Source organism: Pseudomonas sp. GWSMS-1 (assembly GCF_049847425.1).
Lineage (GTDB): Bacteria > Pseudomonadota > Gammaproteobacteria > Pseudomonadales > Pseudomonadaceae > Aquipseudomonas.
Genome location: NZ_JBMHHV010000005.1, coordinates 2,813,114 through 2,838,056 on the forward strand (window position 1 = coordinate 2,813,114; position 24,943 = coordinate 2,838,056).

Sequence of the window (24,943 nt, forward strand, 5' to 3'; positions counted from 1 at the left end):
CCCCTTAAATCCACAACTTCTTAAAGTCACGCCCGCCGCATGTCAGGTTGACCATGCAACGCGTGACCAGAATGGCGGTAAACATCGATGTGATGATGCCCAGCGACAAGGTCACCGCGAAGCCTTTAACCGGCCCCGTGCCCATGGCAAACAGAATGCCGCCGACCAACAGCGTGGTCAGGTTGGCATCGACAATTGCCGAGTACGCCCGATCAAAGCCCTCATGGATAGCGCGCTGGATCGACATGCCATTGGCAATTTCCTCACGAATACGCGAGAAGATCAGCACGTTGGCGTCCACCGCCATACCCATGGTCAGTACGATACCGGCAATACCTGGCAGGGTTAGCGTGGCGCTGAGCAACGACATCAGCGCCAGCAACAGCACCATGTTCAACCCAAGCGCGATGGTCGCCAACACACCAAAAGCGCGGTATATGGCAATGATAAACAGCGAAACAAACAGCATCGCCCACAACGACGCATTCACGCCCTTGGCAATGTTGTCAGCCCCAAGACTCGGGCCAATGGTGCGCTCTTCCGCAAAGTACATGGGCGCGGCCAGACCACCGGCACGCAGCAGCAAGGCCAGCTCAGACGACTCACCCTGACCATCCAGACCAGTGATGCGGAACTGACTACCCAGCGGTGACTGAATAGTGGCCAGGCTGATGATCTTCTTCTCTTCAACGAAGGTCTGCAGCTCAACCTCTTTTTCGACGCCATCGACCACCTGACGCACGTAGCGCGTCACCGGCTTCTGCTCGATAAAGATCACCGCCATGCTGCGCCCGACGTTGTTACGGGTGGCGCGATTCATCAGATCACCACCGCGGCCATCCAGACGGATATTCACCTGCGGGCTGCCATTTTCATCGAAGCTGGCCTGCGCATCGGTCACCTGATCACCCGTGATGATCAGGTCACGCTCCAGCAGCGCGGGTGGACGGCCTTCTTGGCGGAACTCGAAACTTTCAGTCGCAGCCCTAGCGGCATCTGGCTCGGCGGCCAGACGGAATTCCAGGTTGGCAGTCTTGCCGAGAATACGCTTGGCTTCAGCGGTATCCTGCACGCCCGGCAGCTCAACCACGATGCGGTTGGCACCCTGACGCTGAACCAGTGGCTCAGCCACACCCAGCTCATTGACCCGGTTACGCACCGTGGTCAGGTTCTGCTTGATCGAGTACTCGCGAATCTCGACCAACTTGGCCTGAGTCAGCGCCAAACGCAGAACCTGCAGCTCATTACGCTGCACAGTGGTCATATCAAAATCTGTGAAGTCTTTACGGATCAATTGGCGGGCTTTTTCCAGCGCCGCTTCGTCCGTAAAGCCGAGCTGAATGGCGCCATTGAGCTCAGGCAGGCTGCGATAACGCACACGTTCTTTACGCAGCAGGCTCTTGACCTCGCCCTCGTAAACCTTGCGGCGCGCATCCAGGGCTTTATCCATATCCACTTCCATCAGGAAGTGCACACCACCGGACAAGTCCAAGCCGAGCTTCATCGGGCTACCGCCCAGGTTACGCAGCCAATCCGGCGTGGTCTGCGCCAGGTTCAACGCCACCACAAACTCATCGCTCAACGCCTTGCGCACCAGCTCTTTGGCGGGCAGTTGATCTTCAGCGCTGTTCAAACGCAGCAAACCAGCACGGCCCTGATTCGCCACACTGACTGCTTTTACACTGATACCGGCCGCTTCCAGCGCACGCTTAGCACGCTCTAGGTCGGCCTGCTCGACGCGCATGGCGGAGCTGTTGCCACTGATCTGGATCGCCGGATCATCCGGGTACAAATTGGGCGCGGAATAAAGAAAGCCGATTGCCAGCACAGCCAGAATCAGCAGGTACTTCCAGAGGGGAAATTTGTTGAGCATGACGCCGCCCGTTATGACGCGGGGCGCATTAAGCGCCCCGTCGAATGGTAAAGGTGTGTGGCTTAGATCGCTTTCAGCGTGCCTTTAGGCAGCGAAGCGGCAATCGCCACTTTCTGAATCTTCAGCTCGACGGTGTCGGATACTTCAATCACCACGAAGTCATCGGAAACCTTCGACACCTTGCCAGCGATACCGCCGCTGGTGACCACTTCGTCGCCTTTCTGCAGACCACCAATCAGACCTTTGTGCTCTTTCGCACGCTTGGCCTGTGGACGCCAGATCATCAGGTAGAAGATGACCAGAAAGCCGACCAGAAACACCCACTCAAAACCACTACCAGCAGGACCGGCAGCCGGTGCGGCACCTTCAGCGAACGCAGCGGGGATAAAAAAGCTCATATAACACTCCTGTTAAAAGGTCTTTAAAAGGTTGGGAAATCAGTCCAGAGGCGGCGTTGGTAGCCCGCGCTTGGCATAGAAGGCATCGACAAAGGCGGCCAATGTACCCTGTTGAATAGCCTCGCGCAAACCAGCCATAAGCACCTGATAATGCCGCAAGTTGTGGATTGTATTGAGCATACTACCCAGCATTTCACCGCACTTATCCAGGTGATGCAGGTAGGCGCGGGAGAAATGTTTGCAGGTGTAACAATCGCAAGTCGGATCCAGCGGCGAATTGTCCTGTTTATGGAAGGCATTGCGAATTTTCAGCACGCCAGTATCGACAAACAGGTGACCGTTGCGCGCGTTACGGGTCGGCATCACGCAGTCGAACATGTCCACGCCACGGCGCACACCTTCGACCAGATCTTCTGGCTTGCCGACACCCATCAGGTAGCGCGGCTTATCGGCCGGCAATTGCGCAGGCAGGTAATCCAAGACTTTGATCATCTCTTCTTTCGGCTCACCGACTGACAACCCGCCAATCGCATAACCGTCAAAGCCAATCTGCTCCAACCCATCCAGCGAAACCTTGCGCAGCTCTTCATGCATACCGCCCTGAACGATGCCAAACAACGCTGCGGAGTTCTCGCCATGGGCCTCTTTCGAGCGCTTGGCCCAACGCAAGGACAACTCCATCGACTTTTTGGCCACATCGAACTCGGCCGGGTACGGCGTGCATTCGTCGAAAATCATCACAATGTCAGAGCCCAGATCGCGCTGTACCTGCATCGACTCTTCCGGCCCCATAAACACCTTGGCACCGTCGACCGGCGAGGCGAAGTACACGCCCTCCTCTTTAATCTTGCGCATGGCGCCGAGGCTGAACACCTGGAAGCCGCCGGAGTCGGTAAGGATCGGCCCTTGCCACTGCATAAAGTCATGCAGGTCGCCGTGTTTCTTGATCACCTCAGTGCCGGGGCGCAGCCACAGGTGGAAGGTGTTGCCGAGGATGATCTGTGCGCCAATCGCCTCGATATCGTCCGGCATCATGCCCTTGACCGTGCCATAGGTGCCCACCGGCATAAACGCAGGGGTTTCCACCACGCCACGCGGGAAGGTCAGCCGACCACGGCGCGCCTTGCCCTCGGTCGCCAACAATTCAAAAGACATGCGGCACGTGCGCGTCATAGCTGTTCCTCTGGCCCGCGCGGTGCGGGGTTGCGGGTGATAAACATGGCATCACCGTAACTGAAAAAACGATACTTGCCGGCAATCGCCGCCTGGTAAGCCGCCATGGTTTCCGGGTAGCCGGCAAACGCCGACACCAACATCAGCAGGGTCGATTCCGGCAAATGGAAGTTGGTTACCAGCGCATCAACCACATGCAGCGGCCGGCCTGGGTAGATAAAAATATCGGTATCGCCGCTGAAGGCCTTGAGCACACCATCGCGCGCTGCACTTTCCAGTGACCGCACGCTGGTGGTGCCGACAGCAATTACGCGCCCACCGCGCGCCCGACAAGCCGCCACGGCATCAACAACATCCTGGCCGACCTCCAGCCACTCAGTGTGCATATGGTGGTCTTCGATGCGCTCAACCCGCACCGGCTGAAACGTCCCCGCCCCTACGTGCAGGGTGACAAAAGCGCGCTCAACGCCCTTCTCGGCAATCGCCGCCAACAGCGCCTGATCAAAATGCAGCCCTGCGGTCGGCGCAGCCACGGCACCGGCACGGTCTGCATACACGGTCTGATAACGTTCACGGTCAGCCTGCTCATCCGGGCGATCGATATAAGGCGGCAGCGGCATATGCCCGACCCGCTCCAGCAGCGGCAGCACTTCTTCGCTGAAACGCAGCTCGAACAGGGCATCGTGGCGCGCGACCATTTCAGCCTTGCCACCACCGTCGATCAGAATGGTCGAACCGGGCTTGGGCGATTTGCTCGAACGCACATGAGCCAGCACACGATGACTGTCCAGCACCCGCTCAACCAGCACCTCCAGCTTGCCGCCCGAAGTCTTCTGGCCGAACAGCCGCGCCGGAATGACCCGCGTATTGTTAAACACCATCAAATCGCCGGGGCGAAGATAATCCAGCAGGTCGCTGAACTGTTTGTGCGCCAACTCACCCGTCGGCCCATCGAGCACCAGCAAGCGGCTGGCGCGGCGTTCAGCAAGAGGGTGGCGGGCAATCAGAGCGTCTGGCAGCTCAAAACTGAAGTCGGCAACACGCATGGTCAGAGTGGGGTCATCTAGAAGGGCGGCAAAGCTTACCGGAAATCGCACATTCTGAACACGCAATGCATTGACCAATGCAAATACCATCTCTATACTCCGCCGCCATTGTGCCCCGGTGGCGGAACCGGTAGACGCGGCGGATTCAAAATCCGTTTTCGAAAGAAGTGGGAGTTCGAGTCTCCCCCGGGGCACCATACAAACATCTCAGGACGTACCGAAACGACCTGAAACCCTAGAGAACCGGCCACTTGAGCCGGTTTTTTATTGCCCGCAGTTCCCTACCGTTACCTTGTAAGCCCACTGGATTGTGAGTAGATTTGTGAGTAGATCGAGTTTGGTCGATAAATCTACTCACACCTGAGCCGCCAAACGCCGCCCGGCATGGCTCACACGGGGGCACCATGCCGCTGACCGATTCCGCAATCAAAACAGCCAAGCCCAAGGACAAGCTGTATCGCTTAGCCGACAGCAACGGCCTGTGCTTAGAGGTCGCCGCTACAGGCTCCAAGCTGTGGCGCTACCGCTACCGCTTCAACGGCAAAGCTAAAATGCTTTCCTTGGGTGCCTATCCTGCCGTGCCTTTGGCCGCGGCCCGCCGCAAGCGTGATGACGCCCGCTTACTGCTGGACGAAGGCACAGACCCAGGCGCAGAACGCCAAGCCACTAAACAGGCGCAAGCACTTGAGGCGCAGACATTCGAGGAACTGGCGCGTGAGTGGCACGCTTACCGCTCGCCACGCTGGGCAAAGTCCACAGCCGACAAGGCCGCTGCTTACTTAGAGTCTGACTTATTGCCCGCCCTTGGCCACCGCCCCGTCAAGGCCATTACCCGCCCTGAGCTGGTAGCACTAATCCGCAAGATCGAATCACGCGGGGCGCACAACGTCGCCAAGAAAACCCGCCAATGGCTAAGTCAGATTTTCCGCTTTGGCCTGGCACAAGGGTCGGTAGAGGCAAACCCAGCAACTGACTTGGACGTGATCGCAGCTCACGCACCAGCAACGCGGCACCATCCGCACGTCACCTGTGCAGAGTTACCCGAACTGCTGAGCAAGATCGAAGCAGCCAACATCAATACCCTGACCCGCCACGCCATCCGCCTGCTGGTGCTGACGGCTGTGCGCCCTGGTGAATTGCGCGCCGCACCCTGGGCCGAGTTCGACCTTGAGGCCGCAACCTGGACGATTCCGAAAGAGCGCATGAAAGCCCGACGCGACCACTCGGTGCCACTGCCACGCCAGGCCGTTGCCATCCTGCGCCAGCTTCAAGAAGTCACCGGGGGTTATGCATTGGTATTTGCCGGGCGCAACAACACCAACCGCCCAATGAGTGAAAACACCATCAACAAGGCATTGGCCGACGCCGGCTATAAAGACAGGCAAACCGGCCACGGCTTCCGCCACTTGCTGAGCACAGAGTTAAACGGACGCGGCTATAACCGCGACTGGATCGAGCGCCAGCTTGCTCACGGCGATGACGACGAGATGCGCGACACTTACAACCACGCCGCCTACCTGGAGCAGCGCCGGGAAATGATGCAAGCGTGGGCCGACTCGATAGACGCCCTGTGCGCTGGGGCCAACGTGGTTAGCATCAAGCGCAAGGCTTAACGGTTTTGGCTGGCCTATCCCGACGGGGAGAAAAGCGGGCACCCACCCGCCTGACCAGCCGCTCTATTCAGAATGGGCAACACCTTGGGAGAGCAGATAATGGACACTCCGACAGCTGAACAATTTGAAGCTTTGTCAGGGGCTTTCGAGAGGTACAGATCTGAATTTTGGAATAGGGTATACACGCTGGACCACCCCGATAAAAACGCTTACACCTCGCCAGAGCTTGCCGCTCTCGCTAGCAAGTTAAACGACGCGCACCGCGATAGTTTTGATGCCAGCCTGCACCAGGCATCTGCCGACACCTACAATTGGCTCCATTCCACTCCGGCCTTTCAAGTAGCGACCAAATCCCTCCCGATCAGGGCAACGGAAGGCTTTGCAGATTTCTTTGAGCGTCAGTTAATCCAGTATTATCAACGCGAAAATGGCAGGCAGCGCACGCTCTGGCCCCGCCTTATCAATGGCTCCGGGCTTTATCTGGACTATATTTCAGGAGTAGCCCTTGCCTGCCATAACTATCTAACTGGCAAGAGCGTGAGGGCAGCACTGAGCGGAGCAGAAACGATTGCCCGCATGAACCGCTTGGTTGACGAGCTAACACAATTGTCAGCGAGTGACTGGATCGACGCTAACGATCAAGGATCGTTGTTCGGCCACATCACTCGAGTGGGGAATAAAATCAATGATATCGCCTCAAATCGCCGCCCCTCCAGCAAGCGTAATGACCCCGACCTAGCCACCCGCCTAATGGCTGGAGAGTTAATCCGACTACACTGCTACCACTTCGACGGCCCGCACAAGCGAGCAGTATTCCAGCTCATGGGCCTGCCATTTATAGACAAGCCGCTTGAGATGCGAACCATCGAGCGCTTGATAAAGGCCAAGAAAAAGCCATCCCACGCCCAAGTAGACAGGGTCACAAAATCGGATATTTCGGATGAACTTCTGACTACAGAAGAAGAGCCGCAGGGCTGAGTATTTCTGTTCACGAAGCTCAACGCAAAGCACCAGACTTTGCCGTCCCCAGGCTGCCTATAGATTAGAAGAATAGCGCCATGTTCCCAACGCCACCCAAGGAGGCGCACAACATGGCCGCACACACCACTCCCACCCAATTCCCCCGCCGCTTTATCAAGCTGCCAGCGGTGAAGGATCACACCAGCCTTTCCACCTCCGAGATTTACCGCCGCATTGCCGCCGGCACCTTCCCCGCTCAAGTGAACCTTGGCCCCAAGTCTGTTGCCTGGATCGAAGCCGAGGTGCTGGCCTGGTGTGATTCGCTGGCCGCACAGCGCAAGGTGGCTTAAATGAAAAAGGCCACGATCCCCGAAGAGAAACGCAGCCAGTCGCACGGCAAGAATACCACCACCGCCCCCACGCCCGCCGAACTGCTGAGCACAGCGCCAAGCAAGATTGCTCGCGTCCTGGTCTACGTTCGCCACTTCGACACGCTCAACAGATTTGAGGCGGCCCGCAAGGTCGGGGACACCTGCCTTAACTCGACGATCCCGGCCTTGGAAAGCCAATACGGGCTGACCTTCGAGCACATGCCGGAAAAGGCCGCGAACCACTGGGGTGCCCCGTGCGGCGTGACCCGCTACCGCCTGCCAGCAAGCCAGCATGAGCAGGCTGACAAGGTGCTCACCATGATGTTTGCCCGCAAGGGCAAGAAGGTGGCCGCATGACAGCGCCCAATAAAAAACGCGGGGTATCGGCTAGCAACCGTTACACCCGCGTTACTGGATCAACCGTGAAGGGTTCCAGATTCCTGCCGACCGTAGCCGGTGACGCCGCCTATGCTGCCACGTCTTCGGGCTTGTGCGTCTTCAACCAGTCCGACAGGGCCGCGTTTAAGCGGGCCTGCCAGCCGGGGCCGGATGCCCGAAAGGCGGCCAGCACCTCGGCGTCATACCGCACGCTAACCAGCTCTTTGCGCGCCGCCGCAACCGGGCGCCCGCGCTTGGGCTTGAGCATGGCCGCCGCTTGCTCAGCGCCGAACAACTCGCCCAGCACATCGCTGGCCCGCTCTGCCTTGGCGAACTCTGCCGCACCCCATACGGGGTTATCGGTGCGCGCCTGTTCAGACCTGACTTTGCTCATAGCCTGTTACCTCCCGCTTGTTTGCCTTGCGCAAGCTGATGACGTGAACCGCACCCGGGCGCGGCGTGAACACCAGCATGTAAAGCCGATCACCGATAAAGCCCAGCGCCTGAAAGCGTCTTTCGCCGTAGTCGTTTCGCTGATCCTCAAGCACCAAGGCCGCCGACCAATCGAAGGCGCGCACCAGCTCGAAAGACAACCCACGCTCGGCTGTGTTGCGCTCGCATTTGGCGGGATCGTAGGTGATTTGCATGGATTTATTGTAGCTACACTAATTCAGCCTGACAACGCCCAAGCATTCCCCACCATTGCCAAGCTGGCGCATCGGCGTTATCGTGCGACCGTCGCTGCAAAATCAGTGACCGACCTTGGCCGGTCGAATATGCAAAAGGCGCACAAGCGCCCATATCCGAAAGTAGGCGCTTTTTTTGTGCCCGCAGCTTCGAGTTATGGCGGCTGTGCGTGGGACGCCTTCGGGCGTGCCGGGTTCCTTTTGCCCCGGTCGGCCAACCCGCGTACAGCTGCCACCCAAATTCGCTTGGCCGCGAACGGTGACAGCTCCCCAGCAAAAGGAGCCGTACCCATGAAACACGCCCTCAATCCGTCCACACCACACGCCGCTGCCTGGAAGGCCCGCGCTATGGCAGCCCTGCGCGCTGATTCCAGCTTGAGCGTAAGGCTTGCCCGGTACAACGCCGCCATGGCTCGCGCCCGCCAAATCGAAGACGCGGGGGTGGCAGTATGAGCAACGCCATCAAGACAGTGCCCCGGCACACCTTCCACAGCACAGGTGACGTGAGCAAAAAGCAAAACTTGTTCTCCGTCATGCCTGACGTTCCGTTACTGGACGCCCTCAATAGCGCTTCGGACATGCTGGATAGCTTGCACGATCCGATCTATGCCGCAGCTCTAGGTGAACAGCCGCTAAAGGGTAGCCACGCCTGGCTTGTGCTTCATGCGCTGAACAGCGCCAAGGCCGTGATTGACTCGCTGTGGCAAGCGGTGGAACACGCAGAAGACACCGATAACGCACAACAACCCGCCAAGGTGTAACCCATGCAAATTAATCAAGGTGCTCTAGCGCCTACGCCGAAGGCTTGCCCGAATTTAGCCAATCGCTACCTATTCGCCCTCGCACCGGCTGGCGCTGACCTGGTGCTGATGATCGCTATCGAGGTGCTGCTATGGACGGTGTAATCGCATTCCGTGACGCCATGCAAAGCACATTCGGCCTGCTTGATTGGCTACCCATTGCAGACGGCAGCATTCAACGCTTTCACGTTCCGGGCGATAAGGCCGGCACCCTTAACGGCTGGTATGTGCTGTACCTGGATGGCATCGCCTCAGGTGCGTTCGGCAGCTGGAAGGCCGGCAGCGCGCACACCTGGTGTAGCCGTGAGCCGGTAGACGCGAGGGAAGCCGAGCAGGTGCGCCAGCGTATCGAGCAGGCACGTCGCCAGCGCCAAGCCGAGCAGCACAAGCGCCAGCAGTCCGCGGCTGAATATGCCAACCGCCTATGGCGTGACGCTCGCCGCGCTGACCCGGGCCACCCGTATCTGATCACCAAGGGCGTGCGCCCCTATGGCCTGCGCCAGCATGGTGACGCATTGCTGGTGCCGCTGGTGCGCAATGGCGTGTTGGCCAACCTGCAACGCATCTACCTGGACGGCAGTAAGCGCTTCCTGAGTGGCGGGATCGTCACCGGGTGTTATTCGCCGCTGGGCGTTATCACACCGGGTGCACCGCTGTACGTCTGCGAGGGCTGGGCAACCGGCGCGACGATCCACGCCGACACCGGGGCCGCTGTGGCCTGCGCGATGAATGCCGGCAACCTCAGGCCAGCGGCGCTGGCGCTGCGAGAGAAGCACCCGCACGCCTCGCTCATCATCGCGGGCGACGACGACCGTCAGACCGAAGGCAACCCAGGGCGCATGGCTGCCAATGCCGCCGCTGTGGCGGTGGGTGGGCTGGTGGTCTTCCCGCTGTGGCCGCAAGACGCCCCCGCCGACCTAACCGACTTTAATGACTTGGCCAACTGGAGGGCCGCCCAATGAGCGCCGCCGAACCGACCTTATCCCTGGTGCCTTCGCCCACGTCGCCAAGCATCATGCCCGAGCGGCCATGCTGGGGCGTGTATGAGCACTGGGTCACGAATGAGGTGGGCCGCAAGCTGCGCCCAGGCGTGTACTGGCACGGCTTCAAGCGTGCCGCCGTGGGTGATGACGACAGCGAAGAAACCACCCGCCCCATCACTGACGACTGGCTGGCCACACCCGTGATCGTGACCGCGCGCACCACCAACAGCGACGACGGCAGCGAGGGCCGGTTGCTGCGCCTGCTGACCAACAGCGGTGCCAAGGAATGGATCATTCCAATGGAGGTGTTTGGCGGGAGCGGTGAAGACGCACGCCGTGCTCTGTTCGGCATGGGGGCCATCATCGCACCACGCAAGCGCGGTCAGTTCATGGAGTACCTGCTGGAGCAGCGCCCGGATCAAACCATTATCACCACGGCGCGGCCAGGCTGGCACGCCTCCGGGGCATTCGTGCTGCCCCAGCGCACCATAGGTAGCGACACCGTGCGTTATCAGGCCGGCGCACGCAGCCTCAACCTGTACAGCACCAGCGGCACGCTTGAGCAATGGCAAACCGAGGTGGCCGCCAAGTGCGCGGGCAATCCGGTACTGACCTTGGCCATTGGCTGTGCGCTGGCGGGGCCGCTGCTGAGCCTGGTCGGGGTGGTCGGCGGAGGCGTTCACCTGGTGGGCGACAGCTCCAGCGGTAAGTCCCTGGCGCAGCTGGTGGGATCGTCGGTGTGGGGTGATCCCGGTGTGTTTGCTGCCAGCTGGGATATGAGCAAGGGCGGGCTGGAGATTGAAGCGGCCAGCCGTAATGACACCATCCTGCCGCTGGACGAAATCAAACGCGCCGACCCCAAGCAGGTACAGGCCATGGCCTACTCCCTCGCCAACGGCCAGGGCAAAGGCACCATGACCCGAGAGCGCGAGGGCCGGCCTAAGCTGACGTGGCGGCTGCTGGCGCTGTCCAGTGGTGAGCGTTCGCTGTCTGAGCACGCTGCTATATCCGGCAACGCCGCCCATGCTGGTGCTGAACTGCGCATGGTGGACGTGAACGCCGGCACTCGCACACACCGCGCCTTTGACCAATTGCACGGGCTGGAGGGTGCCGACTTCCACCGCCTGCTGACCGTCGCCGTAGCACACCAGCACGGCCACCTAGGCCCGGCATTTGTTGAGCGGCTGCTAAAGGACGACGACCGTCCCGGCCTGCTGCAAGACTTCGCCCAGGTGCGCGGCCAGTTCGTCGAAGACAACGCCCAAGCCGGGCGCGTGGCGGACCGCTTCGCCGTGATCGCCCTGGCTGGGGAAATGGCGATTGCCTACGGCCTGCTGCCATGGCCCCAGGGTAGCGCCCTGGCCGATTGTCAGTTGCTGTATGGCGAGTGGCTGAGCCGAGTCGGCAGCGGCAATGCCGAGGATCGCCAGATACTGGCCGGCATTCTGGACTTTATCGACAAGCACGGCAGTAGCCGCTTCTCAGACGTGGATGACCACGCGACAGACTCCAAGGTAATCAACCGGGCCGGCTTCTGGGAGCTGGCAGGCACCAAGCGGCTGTACCTGTTCAACAGGGCTGCGTTAATTGAGGCCGCGCACGGGTATGGCCTGAGCCGAGTGGTCAAAGCACTGGAGGGAGCCGGAGCAATCGCAGGGCGCGACACCGAGCGCAAAACCAAAAACTACCGGCTACCTGGTGGCGGTCAATCGCGGCTCTATGTGATCGACCCAGTGGCGATAGATACCGAGGGGGCTGGGGTATGAGTACGCCAAGAACAGCCCTTACCCAGCAAACACAATTACACAGGAACCTAAAATCACTGGCAACAGTGGCAACACCGGCAACGGCCTTGCGGCGCGGGGCTTTCAGCCGTTGCCGGTTAATAAAAGAAGTGGCAACAACTGGCAACACACCTCTGTTCATATATCAAAGAGCGCGCCACCTGCCCTCAATTTGGTTATCACTGTTGCCGGTAAAAAAGCACTGGCAACAAAAACGAGGGTTTGGCAACGCTTGGAAGGCCCGTTCTAGAGCGGTTGTTGCCACTGTTGCCACTGTTGCCGGTGTTTTTGAAACCAGACGCACATGTGTATGTGTGTTTTTACGGTGCGGGGGTACGCCATGAGCCTGCTTTCTGGACTGTTTACCGAGCTGGAGAAAGTGCCCGCGCCACGTTTTGTAGTGAGTGAAAGCGGGGCGGCAACGACGAATAGCGCCGGGCCGGAGGGGCACTACCCAAAAAAGGCAGTGGCCCGCAATCCCACCCACAGACTGTGGCGCGCATGGAGCGTGCACCAGCCGCGCACCTGGAGCAGCACCAGCAAGCGAGAACCGAGCGAATGCCGGCAAGGGATAGCCCACCATTGGTGGATCACCCGGCAGAGATACCCCCGAAACTGAGGGCATCTAACCAACGTCAGAGAATGGTGACACTCCCTCAAATTGAGGAAGCCCCCGAACAGCCGCAGCACTTCATTCAAACCGCTGTCACTGCCTCGCCCGAATGGCTGGCGGCGCGTGATGCCGTCTATCATCACCTGATGCCATGCCGATCCTGCTACGCGCCGACGGGGCGGTATTGCCCTGCTGGTGCTGAGCTGCGCCAGCGTTATGAGCAGACTTCAATGGAGTGCGCCCAATGCCCCCTACAACCATCCGTTCCTTCGCTGGAATCATGGAAAACCCCAGAGTCACCAAGCGCGACACCCTGACCATTACCCGCCGCGTGCTGCGCATCATCTGCCAGCGCCGCCGCGAAATACTTGATTAATGTCACTCCGTGCGCCGACAGGCACGCAAGCTGCGCCAGTTCCTACCGTTCACACAGCAGCAAGTAGACACAATGGATGGGCACGCCAGCGACCACCACACCGCAGAACTTGACGCACTGCGCCGTGTGCTGATCGCATACGGGCAAAGCATCATTCACGACTGGGAAGGCATCGCTGTTGCGCTTAGCTTCGATCAATTGGCCGACCACCTGAGCATCAATCCGATACACCGTAAGCAGGCCCGTATAGAGGGTGACGAAACATTGCAGGGTTTGGCCTTTATCGCACGCCTGGAAGACAGCGCCGACCGACAGAGCGAGGCCCGGGGCGAGGGCATGACTGACTTTATCCGCGCCTGCCTTGAGCACCTGCTAGCTGACCCGTTCGCCCCTGGTGAAGTGTTTGGGCCGAAGCTGCCGCCTGTGTTGCACGTGATGTGATATGCAGAAATAGCGTTGCGAAACCACCGCATGATGAGTGAAGATCAGGGCGTTTGGGAGATGAGAGTATCGACAGATAGGTTCCGAATGAATCGATCGGTAGCCGTTTCGGTAAACGGCGTGCCAGTGAAGAATACAAGCATTGAAAAGGAGTTCGCCCAATGAGGCAGATACTTGTGATGGCAGCGTTATTAACTATATCTGCTAACGCTAACGCGCAAATATTCAAATGCGTAAAGCCTGATGGAGGCCTGGAGTTTTCTTCGATCCCCTGCAATGCGGACGTAGGGGATGCAAGTCTTGCTGTCAAAAGGCAGTCTCAGCCTAAAGAGATAGACAGGCTAGAGTCGGAGGTAGCGCACCTCAGGAATCAAGCCTCTACCAATATAATGGGCCAGCCAAAACCTACGCAGGGCAAGACCAAAGTAACCATTGTAAGGGATAGCTCCCGGGCGCCAACAATGAGTGAAATACTTCGATCACGCATGGCACGACGAGAAGCCATGCGAGGCGATTTCACTAATACGCCTGGCGTAACTGTCATCAAAGACAGCGCCGCACCGGTGACAATTGACGAATTGCTGCGTTCCAAGCACGGTCTGAATAACTGATCAGCTACAAATTACGCACCAGCCCAGCGCCAACCGTGCGCCTTAGACCAGTAGCTAAATAGTCCCACCAATGTGCATAGCACTGCGCGCGGCGTGAATGCGTAGACCAAAGCGAAGGCCAAAGCGCTGGTATCCAGTAGCGAGGTATCCAAAGCGGTATCCAGCAAAACGGTGCATTGGGCCGCCAATTGGAAACGGTGTTAACACCCGAGTTAACACCCCTACGCACACGCAAGCGCGGGTAGCCGGCTACCTCATAAAACCTCAGTTCTGGCCGCCCTCGAACCTGTCAAAACCTGTCATCCAGGCAAGCCGCAGAACCTCACAGAACCTCACTTTTAGGTAAGCGCTTTACTGCCACTGATATGGCCGGAGACCGTTGCCCTAGAGCGGTAAAACGTATTACCGGCAGCGAGTTTCGTAACAGATACGCGCGTGCGCGCGAGGCTGACGTGCTAACAGAAGCTAACCTTCCGGCCGTGATTACTGCGCCCAACAATGCGTGATGCGTGCTGTCAAAAGTTTACATTCAGGCGGCAGGCGGCCTTGATTGCATGGCGGCACCAGCATAGTTTAGGGACCAATACGCGCGCGTACGCGAGGCAAGCGGGTATTACCGTGCGGGCATCACACGTTTCCAAACGAGAGGTTTCCACCATAGTTGCCAGCAAATAGCCCGTTTCTCGCAGCTCTACGCGACATTGCGCTTAGCGCTCCGGCATAACCTCTTCCACCAGAAAGCCTTCAAGGTCATACCCCTTCTCTGTCAGCCGCATATTGAGGCGCAGATCATCACAGAATATCGTCAGCTGTCCGCCGCAGCCTGGATGCTCAAGGCCGACAGGTTCTGGCACTGGCTCTGGATCGTAGTACTTGGCTTCATGCGGTGGCAGCTGTAGGCAATCATCAGACCCGCAGCTCAGGCAGCGCCCCCGGCTGCCCCTCGAGGACAACGCTTCGCGCGCTAACTGATATTCAGCGAGCGCCTCCGCTGCTGATTTGACTGCGCCCGCCAATATCATCTGCCTGGTGCTTTTGTTAGCCGAGAACTGCCACCAGCGCTTAAGGGGTGGGTCAGTGACAAGCACTTCGCTAAGTTCGGCCCGGCAGGCCTCCAGCGTTCGTTGGCACTCCAGCTCGCCAGCAGCATCAGGTAGGACTTCAATCACTCCAAGGTCAGCGCATGCGTGGCACCAGCCAATGGCGACCCGCATCCGCACCTTGATTTCGCCATACAGGTAATACCTGTAACCCCAGGTGCCTGCGTCCCAGCAGCTAAGATCGCATGTGGTACAACCGTAGGTAACGACTGGCATCGACATAACTGGTCATCCTTGAGCGAGTGAGTGCGCTACCGAGAGGCTGCGACATTAACAAGGCTATGGTCAACACGACTGGCACCGGCTGGCCGAACGACGGTGGTGCCTTTTCTTACGCCCCAAAATTCATGTTTTAGGTGGGCACAAAACAAATAGTGAGTAGATTTGTGAGTAGATCGAAAACCACACAGACCTTAAACCCAACAAATACGTGGCCTGTAGCGCCAGATTCGAGTCTCCCCCGGACCATAAATCTCGAAAAAGGACTTGATTATCAAGGCCTTTTTTATTGCCTGCAATAAAGCGGCAAGGCATTAGGACAGCGAGGCGAAAGCGCCTTATGCACCCTAAATCATCCGCCCGCACACTTGCGATGAAACCCGCGCAGGCGTGGTTTGAAGCCGGTATATGCATGCGCTGGCAGGCTTGGCATATGCCTGGCCGCTGGCGTAAAGTTTGCGCCACTGTGTTTGCATGGGTCGCGAAAAGTCGTGACCTGGTGCAGTCGATCATCGAGATCCGCTACATCCAGTTCAGCGTCACACACCGCCTTGCAACCAGTATCAGCCCCTCATGTCGAGTAGTGGCTGTCATCAACTCTAGGTTCAAGGAAATACACCATGTCGAATCGTCAGCACGGTACCGTCAAGTGGTTTAACGACGAGAAAGGTTTTGGCTTTATCGCCCAAGAAGATGGTCCGGACCTGTTCGTGCACTTCCGCGCGATCCAGAGCAACGGCTTCAAGAGCCTGAAAGAAGGCCAAAAAGTCAGCTTTATCGCGGTGCAAGGGCAGAAAGGCATGCAGGCTGACGAAGTCCAAGTTCAGGAATAAGCCTGCCGACTCAAAGAACCCCTGGTGACGCCATCAGGGTTTTTTTATGGCCCATCATCCACCGTAAGCACACCACAGGCCGCCGCCGAACGACGCCAAAATGCCTCGCGGCCATTTTTTCCAGCCATGAATGCCGTATTGTTGCCGCCATTCAGCCAGCCGACCGAGTAAAGAGCCCATCATGCCAAACCACCTGCTGCGCCCGCAGGGTGAATTCCCCAGCGCCGGACTGATCCGCCGCCTTGCTGCCATGTTTTATGACTTCCTGCTATGCATCGCACTGCTGATCGTGGTGACCTTTATCTACAAGCTGATCCTGATGGGCTTCTATGGCGAGGCGCAGCTCAAGCAGATGTCCGATGCCGGCGCACTGGATGGCGACCCCCTGCTCTCGACCCTGCTGTTTTTCAGTTTGTTTGGGTTCTTCGCCAAGTTCTGGACCCACAGCGGTCAGACGCTGGGCATGCAGGTCTGGGGCCTGCGCATTCAGAACAGTGACGGTTCTGCCATCAGCCTGTGGCAGGCACTGCTGCGCTTCCTGGTTGCCATAGGCTCTTGGCTGCTGTTCGGCCTGGGCTTTCTCTGGATCCTTCGGGACAAGGAGAAGCGCAGCTGGCACGACATTTACTCAGACAGCCAAGTCATCCAGCTGCCGAAGAATATTCACAAGAAGTAAACCGCAGGCATAAAAAAAGCCGGCGTACCCACAGTGGGGACGCCGGCTTTTTTTTGCGCCTGATTAACCGGCGCGGCGCAGTAGAAACATACCCGCGAGAGCGCAGATGCCTGCCGGGATCAACACCGCCAGCAACGGCGAGAAACCGAACACCAGGCTCGACGGCCCGAGCAGGTCCTGGCTGATCTTGAACACGAAACCCACCAGCACGCCGGTAAATACGCGCTGACCGAGGGTCACTGAACGCAACGGCCCGAAGATAAAGGAGATCGCCATCAGCACCAGCGCGGCCGTTACCAATGGCTGCAGCACCTTGGTCCAGAACGACAACCAGTACTGGCTATTGTTCAGACCCTGCTCAGCCAGGTAGTGGATGTAACTCCACAGCCCGGTCATCGACAGCGCGTCAGGCGCCAGCACTACAGTGCCGAGCAACTGAGGAGTCAACTCAACATCCCAACGCTCGTTCGCCTGCTGGATAACTTCACTGCTGCGCTCACGGAAATGCGTGGTCGACACGTCTTCCAGCTGCCAGTGATCGCCTTGGTACTGCGCACGACGGGCAAAGCTTGCGGACTGCATGCGCTTCTGCTCATCAAAGCGATAGCGGGTCACACCGAACAGCACACCATCCGGCTGCACGGCATTGATATGCACATACTCTTGCCCCTGGCGATGCCACATACCGTGCTTGGATGTCTGCGCTTCACCACCGCCCTGGGCCATGGCGCGACTGGCTTGCGCCTGATTCTCGCTATACGGCGCCAGGTACTCACCGATCAGCAAGCCGACCAGCATAAGCACCAGCATTGGCTTCATCACCGCCCAGACAATCCGCCCAATCGAGACTCCGGCGGCGCGCATGATGGTGAGCTCACTATTACTGGCCAGCGAACCCAGACCGATCAAACAGCCGATCAGCGCGGCCATTGGCAGCATTTCATAGATACGCCGCGGCGCCGTCAGCAGCACATAGCCCAGCGCATCCAAGAGGGTATAGCTGTCCTCGACATCGCCCAGCTCATCAATAAAAGCGAACAGCAGGGCCAGACCAACAATGATGCCCAACACCGCAATGATGGCGAGAAACACCTGGGTGCCGATATAACGATCCAACTTAACCACGGGCCACCTCCTGCGCCACACGACGGGCCGCCCAGCGCAAACGCAGCGGCTCCCAATACAGCAACAGCAGGCCGATCAATGCGAACAGCCCGTGCACCCACCACAAGCCCAACGCTGATGGAATTTTTGCCTTGTCCAGCGCACCACGTGCACCGATCAGCAGCGCCAGGTAAGCCATGTAAAGCAGGATCGCGGGTAACAGCTTGAGGAATCGCCCTTGCCGTGGGTTGACCCGCGACAAAGGCACCGCCAGCAAGGTGACGACAAACACCAGCAGGGGAATCGACAAGCGCCACTGCAACTCGGACTGCATACGTGGATTGTCGCTACCAATCAGCTCGCGCGTCGGGATCGCTTCGCGCTCCGTAACCTCAGTGGCCACTTCTGGTTTGGGCAGCAGCACGCCGTAAGTGTCGTATTTGATGGCGCGGTAATCGGCCTGCCCCGGATTGCCGTCGTAGCGGTAACCATTTTCCAGAATCAGGTAGCGGCTGCCGTCTGGCTGAATCTCTTGACGCCCGGACTCTGCCACCAGCACAGAAATACCGCGCTCTTTGTCACCTGCTCGAGACAGCTGAGTCTCGGAGATAAACACCCCGGCCAACGCGCCACGGTCCTCGGATAACTCTTCGGTGTAAGTCACTCGTGAACCATTGCGCATCGACTGAAAACGCCCTGGCTCCAGGGTATCCAACTCAGTCAGGGCACTCTGCTGATTAAGAATCCGCGCCACATGTTCAACACCTTGCGGGGCCAGACCCAGACTGAGCCAGCCGGCCAGCAACGCCACCAGGGCTGCCGGCGCCAGGCTGTAGGCAAACAAGCGCTGCTGGCTCATGCCGGTGGCCGAGAGCACGGTCATCTCACTGTCCAGGTACATCCGCCCATAGGCCAGGAGAATGCCGAGAAACAGCCCGAGCGGCAGAATCAGCTGCAAGAAACCGGGAATTCGATAGGCCATGATCATCAGCAGCACGCTAGGGTCGAGTGCCCCTTGCGCCGCCTGGGCCAAATAACGAATAAAGCGACCACTCATAATTATGACCAACAGCACCGCACTTACGGCGCCTAAGGTCTGTAACACTTCACGGGACAGATAACGGAAGACGATCAAACCAGACACTCCAGGGTTGTCAGGCTCAGCTGGCTACGCTCAAACTAGCCAGACTGCTTGCCGGCTCGCTCAACGGGCGAACCTCGAAATTTCAGCCGGCATTATCCTGTAATAGCGACTCGTTGTCTTGGGGACACCACGTAATGGAATTTATTGTTAAAAGCGTACGCCCAGAAACACTAAAAACCGCCACCCTGGTTATCCCTGTCGGCGAAGGCCGCAAACTTGGCGAAACCGCTAAGGCCGTCGACAGTGTCTGCGATGGCGCCATTAGCGCGCTGCTCAAGCGTGGCGACCTGGCCGGCAAGGTTGGCCAGACCTTGCTGGTGCACAACCTGCCCAACCTCAAAGCCGAACGCGTATTGCTGGTCGGCACTGGCAAGGACAGCGAACTGTCTGATCGCCAACTGCGCAAAGTGATCACTAGCGTTTATAGCAGCCTGAAAAACCTCGGCGGCAGCGACGCGGTACTGGCGCTCGACGAACTTCAGGTCAAAAACCGCGACAGCTACGGCAAAACCCGCCTGATGGTGGAAAGCCTGGCCGATGCGGGCTACTGCTTTGACCGCTTCAAGAGCCTGAAGGCCGAAGCCGGTGCACTGAAGAAACTCACCCTGCTCACTGAAAAAACCAACCTGGCCGACACTGAGCGCGCCAGCAGCCATGCTCAGGCGATTGCCACCGGCATGGCCTTCACCAAGGACCTCGGCAACCTGCCCCCCAACCTCTGCCACCCAAGCTACCTGGCGGAAGAAGCCAAGGCGCTGGGCAAGGCCTACAAGAACCTCAAAGTCGAAATCCTTGACGAGAAGAAGCTCAAGGAACTCGGCATGGGCGCCTTTCTCGCCGTGGCCCAAGGCAGCGACCAGCCACCACGGATGATCGTGCTCAACTACCAGGGCGGCAAGAAAACCGAGAAGCCTTACGCCCTGGTTGGTAAAGGCATCACCTTCGATACCGGCGGCATCAGCATCAAGCCATCGGCCGGCATGGATGAAATGAAGTACGACATGTGCGGCGCCGCCAGCGTGTTCGGCACCCTTAAAGCCGTACTTGAGCTGCAACTGCCAATCAACCTGGTCTGCCTGCTGGCCTGCGCAGAAAACATGCCGAGCGGCGGCGCGACTCGCCCAGGCGATATCGTCACCACCATGAGCGGGCAAACCGTGGAAATCCTCAACACCGACGCCGAAGGCCGTCTGGTGCTGTGTGACGCCCTGACCTATGCCGAGCGCTTCAAGCCGCAAGCCGTGATCGACATCGCCACCCTCACCGGCGCCTGTATCGTCGCCCTAGGCAGCAACGTCTCTGGCCTGATGGGCAATAACGATGAACTGGTGCAGCAGATTCTCGGCGCTGGCCTGACCGCCGACGACCGCGCCTGGCAGCTGCCGTTGTACGACGAGTACCAGGAACAGCTCGACAGCCCATTCGCCGACATCGCCAATATCGGCGGGCCGAAAGCCGGCACCATCACCGCGGGCTGCTTCCTCTCGCGCTTTGCCAAAAACTACCACTGGGCGCACCTGGATATCGCCGGCACAGCATGGATCAGCGGTGGTAAGGACAAAGGCGCAACGGGCCGTCCGGTGCCGATGCTGACGCAATACCTGCTGGATCGCAGCAACGCCTAAGAACCTGCAACGGATCAGCTGCGCGTCGTGGTCTTGGCGCGCGCGATCCGAAGCGGGCCTTACACCCCTGGCGCATTGTAGGAGCGGTCTTGACCGCGATTGACTGGTAAGCTGCGCGCCTATCAGCAAGCCGCTCCTGCAACTAACGCCCAAGCGTACCGCCATGCCCCGAATTGAATTCTATGTACTCTCCACCACGCTACCGGGTGACCGTTTGCGCGCGGCCTGTCAGCTGGCCATGAAGGCCTGGCGTGCTGGTCTGCCGGTATTCTTGCGCGGCAGCGATGCGGCGCAGTGCAGCGAACTGGACGAACTGCTGTGGCGCTTTAAGGCAGAAAGTTTTGTGCCGCACAGCCTGCATCAGGACGATGCGCAAGCACCGGTGGTGATTGGCCTGAATGAGGAACCTGCGAGCGCCCAAGGTGTGCTGATCAACCTGGGGAGCGACCTGTCACCGCAAGTTGAACACTTCAGCCGGGTGATTGAGATCGTCAATCAGGAACCCGACCTGCTGACCGCCTGCCGGGAGAATTTCCGCAGCTATCGTCAGCGCGGGTATGATCCCAAACGAGTCGAACTCTAACCGGCCGTTGCAAAACCACCGGCGCTGGCAAACCGGCGTTAAAGCGGCGCGTAAGGCTACTGCAGCTAACCTGCGTTAGCGCGAGCCGAAAACGCGTCATGCTGATTTACAACAGGTAAACTGCGCCGCCCTTGCCCGCCTCGCCTACGCTTCTCAACCGCCTGCTAGTTGCACACCATGGACAACCCAAACACACCGAACAAACCCGCACACCTGCTGAACGACCTGGAGTCGATCCGCCAACTGCTGGGCGATGAAAACCTCGAACCACCCTTACTGATTGACTCGATCGACCCGGACAGCATCCCCCTGCTCTCCGAGATCGTCACGCCGGCGCCCGGCATACCCAGCCCTGCGCCCAAGCCTACCGAGCCGCCAGCGCCACATACCCTGCGTGAAACCGTCAACCAGAGCATCAGCCGCGACAGCGAGGTGAACCGCCTGGACAGTGAACTGCGCGCCGCCGCCCAATTGATCCTGCAAGACGTGATCGACGACTTTGTGCCGCAGATCGAGGCCGAGCTGAAACGCCGCCTGGAAGCACGTCTGGCGCGCCTGCTGCCACCACGCCGGCCATAAGCACGGGCGCACACGCCCATCAGTCAGCCCCGGCGCGCTCACCCTTACGTCACACAGGCCATCCCCGCTATACTTGCCGGCTTTTCCGTCTAGCCGTCATAAGGGTCCCGCCGCGCATGGACAAGACCTACCAGCCGCACGCCATTGAAACTGCCCTGTACCAGAACTGGGAAGCGAACAACTATTTCGCCCCGCAAGGTGCAGGCGCGCCGTACACCATCATGATCCCGCCGCCGAACGTCACCGGCAGCCTGCACATGGGTCACGGCTTCAACAACTCGATCATGGATGCGCTGATCCGTTTCCGCCGCATGCAGGGCCGCAATACCCTGTGGCAACCGGGCACCGACCACGCCGGCATCGCCACCCAAATGGTGGTTGAACGTCAGCTCGCCGCTGACGGCATTGGCCGCCACGACCTGGGTCGCGAGAAGTTCCTGGAAAAAGTCTGGGAATGGAAAGAACAGTCCGGCGGCACCATCACCCGGCAGATTCGCCGTTTGGGCAGCTCGGTGGACTGGTCGCGCGAGCGCTTCACCATGGACGACGGCCTGTCCGAGTCGGTTAAAGAAGCCTTCGTACGCCTGCACAAAGACGGCCTGATCTACCGCGGCAAGCGCCTGGTCAACTGGGACACCAAGTTCCACACCGCCATCTCCGACCTCGAAGTGGAAAACCACGACGAGAAAGGCAGCCTCTGGAACCTGCGTTACCCGCTGGCTGACGGCAACAAAACCGCCGACGGCAAGGACTACCTGATCGTCGCCACCACTCGCCCGGAAACCATGCTCGGCGACAGCGCCGTTGCGGTAAACCCGAGTGACGAACGCTACCAAGCGCTGATTGGCACCTTCGTCGAGCTGCCTCTAGTAGGCCGGCGCATTCCGATCATCGCTGACGACTACTGCGACCCCGAATTCGGCACCGGCTGCGTGAAGATCACCCAGCCCACGACTTCAACGACTATGAAGTCGGCAAACGCCACAACCTGCCGCTGCTGAACATCTTCGACAAAAACGCGGCGGTACTGGCGCAAGTCCAGGCGTTCAACATCGATGGCAGCGTTAACAGCGAATTCGACGGCAGCCTGCCAACGCAGTTCGCCGGCCTCGACCGCTTTGAAGCGCGCAAGCAGATCGTTGCTGCCTTCGAAGCCGCCGGGCTACTTGAAGGCATTGAGCCGCACGCGCTGAAAGTGCCGAAAGGCGACCGCTCCGGCACCATCATCGAGCCGTGGCTGACCGACCAGTGGTATGTGAGCACCAAGCCGCTGGCAGAAAAAGCCATCGCTGTGGTCGAAAGCGGTGAAATCCAGTTCGTGCCCAAGCAGTACGAAAACATGTACTTCAGCTGGATGCGCGACATCCAAGACTGGTGCATCAGCCGTCAGCTGTGGTGGGGTCACCGTATTCCGGCCTGGTACGACGATGCCGGCAACGTCTATGTCGGCCGTGACGAAGCGGAAGTGCGCGCTGAACACAACCTTGGCGACGCTAACCTGCGCCAGGACGAAGACGTGCTGGACACCTGGTTCAGCTCCGGCCTGTGGACCTTCTCCACCCTCGGCTGGCCTGAGCAGACCGATGCACTGAAAACCTTCCACCCGACCGACGTACTGGTGACCGGTTTCGACATCATCTTCTTCTGGGTCGCCCGGATGATCATGCTGTCGACCCACCTGACCGGGCAGATTCCGTTCAAGACCGTGTACGTACATGGCCTGGTACGCGATGGCCAGGGCCAGAAGATGTCCAAGTCCAAGGGCAACGTGCTCGACCCGCTGGATATTGTCGACGGCATCACCCTCGACGCCCTGCTGGAGAAACGCACCACCGGTTTGATGCAACCGAAGCTCGCCGAGAAGATCGCCAAGCAGACCAAAGCGGAATTCCCTGACGGCATCGCCGCCTACGGCACCGACGCCCTGCGCTTCACCAACCTGGCGCTGGCCTCCACCGGCCGCGACATCAAGTTCGACATGGGCCGGGTTGAGGGTTACCGCAACTTCTGCAACAAGATCTGGAACGCCGCCAACTTCGTCATCGAGAACACCGATGGCCAGGACACTGGCGTTAACGGTGAAGAAGTCGAGTTGTCCTCGGTAGACCGCTGGATCATCTCCGCCCTGCAGCGCACTGAAGCCGAAGTGACCCGTCAGCTTGATGCCTTCCGCTTCGACCTGGCCGCACACGCACTCTACGAATTCATCTGGGACGAGTACTGCGCCTGGTACCTGGAGCTGGTCAAGCCCGTGCTGTGGGACGAGAACGCGTCCATCGAACGCCAACGTGGCACCCGTCGCACCCTGGTGCGCGTGCTGGAAGTGGCGCTGCGTCTGGCGCATCCGTTTATGCCGTTTATCACTGAAGAAATCTGGCAGCGGATCAAGCCGCAAGCGGGTGTCAGTGGTGACACCATCATGCTGCAGGCCTGGCCAGTGGCGAATGAGAGCCGCATCGATGCCGCTGCCGAAGGCGATATCGAGTGGGTCAAGCAGCTGATGCTCGGCCTGCGCCAGATCCGTGGCGAGATGAAAATCTCCATGGCCAAGCGCATCGACATCATCCTGCAGAACGCCAGCGCGGAAGACCTGCGCCGCCTGGCCGACAATGCGCCGCTGCTGAACAAGCTGGCCAAGCTGGAGTCGGTACGCGTGCTGGAAGCCGGCGAAGAAGCACCGATGTCTGCCACCGCCTTGGTTGGCGACATGCAGGTGCTGGTGCCGATGGCCGGGCTGATCGACAAGGACGCCGAACTGGCGCGCCTGGATAAGGAAATCGCCCGTCTGGATGGCGAAGTCAAACGCGTCGGCGGAAAATTGGCCAACGAAGGCTTCGTCGCCAAAGCGCCAGCCGAAGTGCTCGACAAAGAGCGCGCCAAGCTGGCAGAGGCCGAGCAAGCACTGGGCAAGATGGTCGAACAGCGCGGCAAAATCGCCGCGCTCTAAGCCACTGCCATATCAAGCCCGCGCCCT

At 59.3% G+C, this 24,943-nt stretch carries 24 protein-coding genes, 1 tRNA gene and 1 pseudogene; 18 read left to right on the forward strand and 8 right to left on the reverse strand.

What is annotated here, in order from left to right; all coding sequences use genetic code 11:
- Positions 1-4 precede the first annotated feature (4 nt).
- The 4 genes from secD to queA all read right to left on the reverse strand — a co-directional run bounded on the left by secD (position 5) and on the right by queA (position 4,490).
- Positions 5-1,873 carry a protein translocase subunit SecD gene (gene secD / locus ACEPAJ_RS16935; protein WP_425916383.1) on the reverse strand — a complete coding sequence of 623 codons (1,869 nt, stop codon included), beginning with the start codon at positions 1,871-1,873 and terminating at the stop codon, positions 5-7.
- A 62-nt stretch (positions 1,874-1,935) separates the two neighbouring features.
- The gene (yajC, locus tag ACEPAJ_RS16940; RefSeq protein ID WP_339410434.1) at positions 1,936-2,271 is read right to left on the reverse strand and encodes a preprotein translocase subunit YajC; all 336 of its coding nucleotides are present in this window, start codon (positions 2,269-2,271) and stop codon (positions 1,936-1,938) included.
- 39 nt (positions 2,272-2,310) lie between these two features.
- Positions 2,311-3,426, reverse strand: a complete 1,116-nt coding sequence (gene tgt, locus ACEPAJ_RS16945; protein WP_425918076.1) for a tRNA guanosine(34) transglycosylase Tgt — start codon at positions 3,424-3,426, stop codon at positions 2,311-2,313.
- A gap of 14 nt (positions 3,427-3,440) precedes the next feature.
- Complete coding sequence (gene queA, locus ACEPAJ_RS16950) at positions 3,441-4,490, reverse strand: tRNA preQ1(34) S-adenosylmethionine ribosyltransferase-isomerase QueA (RefSeq protein ID WP_425918078.1); 1,050 nt, start codon at positions 4,488-4,490, stop codon at positions 3,441-3,443.
- A 112-nt stretch (positions 4,491-4,602) separates the two neighbouring features.
- On the opposite strand from queA, the gene ACEPAJ_RS16955 reads away from it, so the two are divergent.
- The 5 genes from ACEPAJ_RS16955 to ACEPAJ_RS16975 all read left to right on the forward strand — a co-directional run bounded on the left by ACEPAJ_RS16955 (position 4,603) and on the right by ACEPAJ_RS16975 (position 7,791).
- Positions 4,603-4,687: transfer RNA gene (locus ACEPAJ_RS16955), tRNA-Leu, on the forward strand.
- Between the two features lie 207 nt (positions 4,688-4,894).
- Entirely contained in the window at positions 4,895-6,103 is a 1,209-nt protein-coding gene (locus ACEPAJ_RS16960; protein ID WP_425916386.1) for a tyrosine-type recombinase/integrase, read from the forward strand.
- A gap of 99 nt (positions 6,104-6,202) precedes the next feature.
- Positions 6,203-7,081 carry a hypothetical protein gene (locus ACEPAJ_RS16965; protein WP_425916388.1) on the forward strand — a complete coding sequence of 293 codons (879 nt, stop codon included), beginning with the start codon at positions 6,203-6,205 and terminating at the stop codon, positions 7,079-7,081.
- A gap of 113 nt (positions 7,082-7,194) precedes the next feature.
- Positions 7,195-7,413, forward strand: a complete 219-nt coding sequence (locus ACEPAJ_RS16970) for a helix-turn-helix transcriptional regulator (protein WP_425916390.1) — start codon at positions 7,195-7,197, stop codon at positions 7,411-7,413.
- Positions 7,414-7,791 (forward strand): hypothetical protein, encoded by a 378-nt coding sequence (locus ACEPAJ_RS16975; RefSeq protein WP_322948429.1) that lies wholly within the window; start codon positions 7,414-7,416, stop codon positions 7,789-7,791.
- Positions 7,792-7,900: 109 nt separating this feature from the next.
- Here ACEPAJ_RS16975 and ACEPAJ_RS16980 read toward each other — a convergent pair whose 3' ends face one another.
- Positions 7,901-8,206 carry a BrnA antitoxin family protein gene (locus ACEPAJ_RS16980; protein ID WP_274086983.1) on the reverse strand — a complete coding sequence of 102 codons (306 nt, stop codon included), beginning with the start codon at positions 8,204-8,206 and terminating at the stop codon, positions 7,901-7,903.
- Entirely contained in the window at positions 8,187-8,459 is a 273-nt protein-coding gene (locus ACEPAJ_RS16985) for a BrnT family toxin (RefSeq protein WP_274086984.1), read from the reverse strand. Before ACEPAJ_RS16985 ends, ACEPAJ_RS16980 begins: the two co-directional genes overlap by 20 nt.
- A gap of 330 nt (positions 8,460-8,789) precedes the next feature.
- On the opposite strand from ACEPAJ_RS16985, the gene ACEPAJ_RS16990 reads away from it, so the two are divergent.
- The 9 genes from ACEPAJ_RS16990 to ACEPAJ_RS17030 all read left to right on the forward strand — a co-directional run bounded on the left by ACEPAJ_RS16990 (position 8,790) and on the right by ACEPAJ_RS17030 (position 16,934).
- Positions 8,790-8,951 carry a hypothetical protein gene (locus ACEPAJ_RS16990; RefSeq protein WP_425916393.1) on the forward strand — a complete coding sequence of 54 codons (162 nt, stop codon included), beginning with the start codon at positions 8,790-8,792 and terminating at the stop codon, positions 8,949-8,951.
- Positions 8,948-9,259: a DUF3077 domain-containing protein gene (locus ACEPAJ_RS16995; RefSeq protein ID WP_425916395.1), complete on the forward strand. Its 312-nt coding sequence runs from the start codon at positions 8,948-8,950 to the stop codon at positions 9,257-9,259. Before ACEPAJ_RS16990 ends, ACEPAJ_RS16995 begins: the two co-directional genes overlap by 4 nt.
- A 3-nt stretch (positions 9,260-9,262) precedes the next feature.
- Positions 9,263-9,403 carry a hypothetical protein gene (locus ACEPAJ_RS17000; RefSeq protein WP_425916397.1) on the forward strand — a complete coding sequence of 47 codons (141 nt, stop codon included), beginning with the start codon at positions 9,263-9,265 and terminating at the stop codon, positions 9,401-9,403.
- Positions 9,391-10,260: a toprim domain-containing protein gene (locus ACEPAJ_RS17005; protein ID WP_425916399.1), complete on the forward strand. Its 870-nt coding sequence runs from the start codon at positions 9,391-9,393 to the stop codon at positions 10,258-10,260. Before ACEPAJ_RS17000 ends, ACEPAJ_RS17005 begins: the two co-directional genes overlap by 13 nt.
- Entirely contained in the window at positions 10,257-12,047 is a 1,791-nt protein-coding gene (locus tag ACEPAJ_RS17010; RefSeq protein ID WP_425916401.1) for a DUF927 domain-containing protein, read from the forward strand. The genes ACEPAJ_RS17005 and ACEPAJ_RS17010 overlap by 4 nt, the downstream gene beginning before the upstream one ends.
- An 875-nt stretch (positions 12,048-12,922) precedes the next feature.
- Complete coding sequence (locus ACEPAJ_RS17015) at positions 12,923-13,054, forward strand: hypothetical protein (protein ID WP_425916403.1); 132 nt, start codon at positions 12,923-12,925, stop codon at positions 13,052-13,054.
- A 72-nt stretch (positions 13,055-13,126) separates the two neighbouring features.
- Positions 13,127-13,495 (forward strand): hypothetical protein, encoded by a 369-nt coding sequence (locus tag ACEPAJ_RS17020; RefSeq protein ID WP_425916405.1) that lies wholly within the window; start codon positions 13,127-13,129, stop codon positions 13,493-13,495.
- Positions 13,496-16,045: 2,550 nt separating this feature from the next.
- Complete coding sequence (locus tag ACEPAJ_RS17025; protein ID WP_425916407.1) at positions 16,046-16,258, forward strand: cold-shock protein; 213 nt, start codon at positions 16,046-16,048, stop codon at positions 16,256-16,258.
- Positions 16,259-16,439: 181 nt separating this feature from the next.
- On the forward strand, positions 16,440-16,934 hold the full coding sequence (locus ACEPAJ_RS17030) for an RDD family protein (protein ID WP_274088112.1): 495 nt from the start codon (positions 16,440-16,442) through the stop codon (positions 16,932-16,934).
- Between the two features lie 63 nt (positions 16,935-16,997).
- On the opposite strand, the gene lptG is transcribed toward ACEPAJ_RS17030, so the two are convergent.
- Positions 16,998-18,059 (reverse strand): LPS export ABC transporter permease LptG, encoded by a 1,062-nt coding sequence (lptG, locus tag ACEPAJ_RS17035; protein ID WP_425916410.1) that lies wholly within the window; start codon positions 18,057-18,059, stop codon positions 16,998-17,000.
- A complete protein-coding gene (gene lptF / locus ACEPAJ_RS17040; RefSeq protein ID WP_425916412.1) occupies positions 18,052-19,173 on the reverse strand; it encodes an LPS export ABC transporter permease LptF in 1,122 nt (373 codons plus the stop codon). The genes lptG and lptF overlap by 8 nt, the downstream gene beginning before the upstream one ends.
- Before the next feature lie 143 nt (positions 19,174-19,316).
- On the opposite strand from lptF, the gene ACEPAJ_RS17045 reads away from it, so the two are divergent.
- The 4 genes and pseudogenes from ACEPAJ_RS17045 (at position 19,317) to ACEPAJ_RS17060 (ending at position 24,916) form a co-directional block, all read left to right on the forward strand.
- Positions 19,317-20,807 carry a leucyl aminopeptidase gene (locus ACEPAJ_RS17045; RefSeq protein WP_425916414.1) on the forward strand — a complete coding sequence of 497 codons (1,491 nt, stop codon included), beginning with the start codon at positions 19,317-19,319 and terminating at the stop codon, positions 20,805-20,807.
- 163 nt (positions 20,808-20,970) lie between these two features.
- Positions 20,971-21,390 carry a DNA polymerase III subunit chi gene (locus ACEPAJ_RS17050; RefSeq protein ID WP_425916416.1) on the forward strand — a complete coding sequence of 140 codons (420 nt, stop codon included), beginning with the start codon at positions 20,971-20,973 and terminating at the stop codon, positions 21,388-21,390.
- 177 nt (positions 21,391-21,567) lie between these two features.
- Positions 21,568-21,969 (forward strand): DNA polymerase III subunit chi, encoded by a 402-nt coding sequence (locus ACEPAJ_RS17055; protein WP_425916418.1) that lies wholly within the window; start codon positions 21,568-21,570, stop codon positions 21,967-21,969.
- 116 nt (positions 21,970-22,085) lie between these two features.
- A pseudogene (locus ACEPAJ_RS17060) lies at positions 22,086-24,916 on the forward strand (valine--tRNA ligase).
- Positions 24,917-24,943 lie beyond the last annotated feature (27 nt).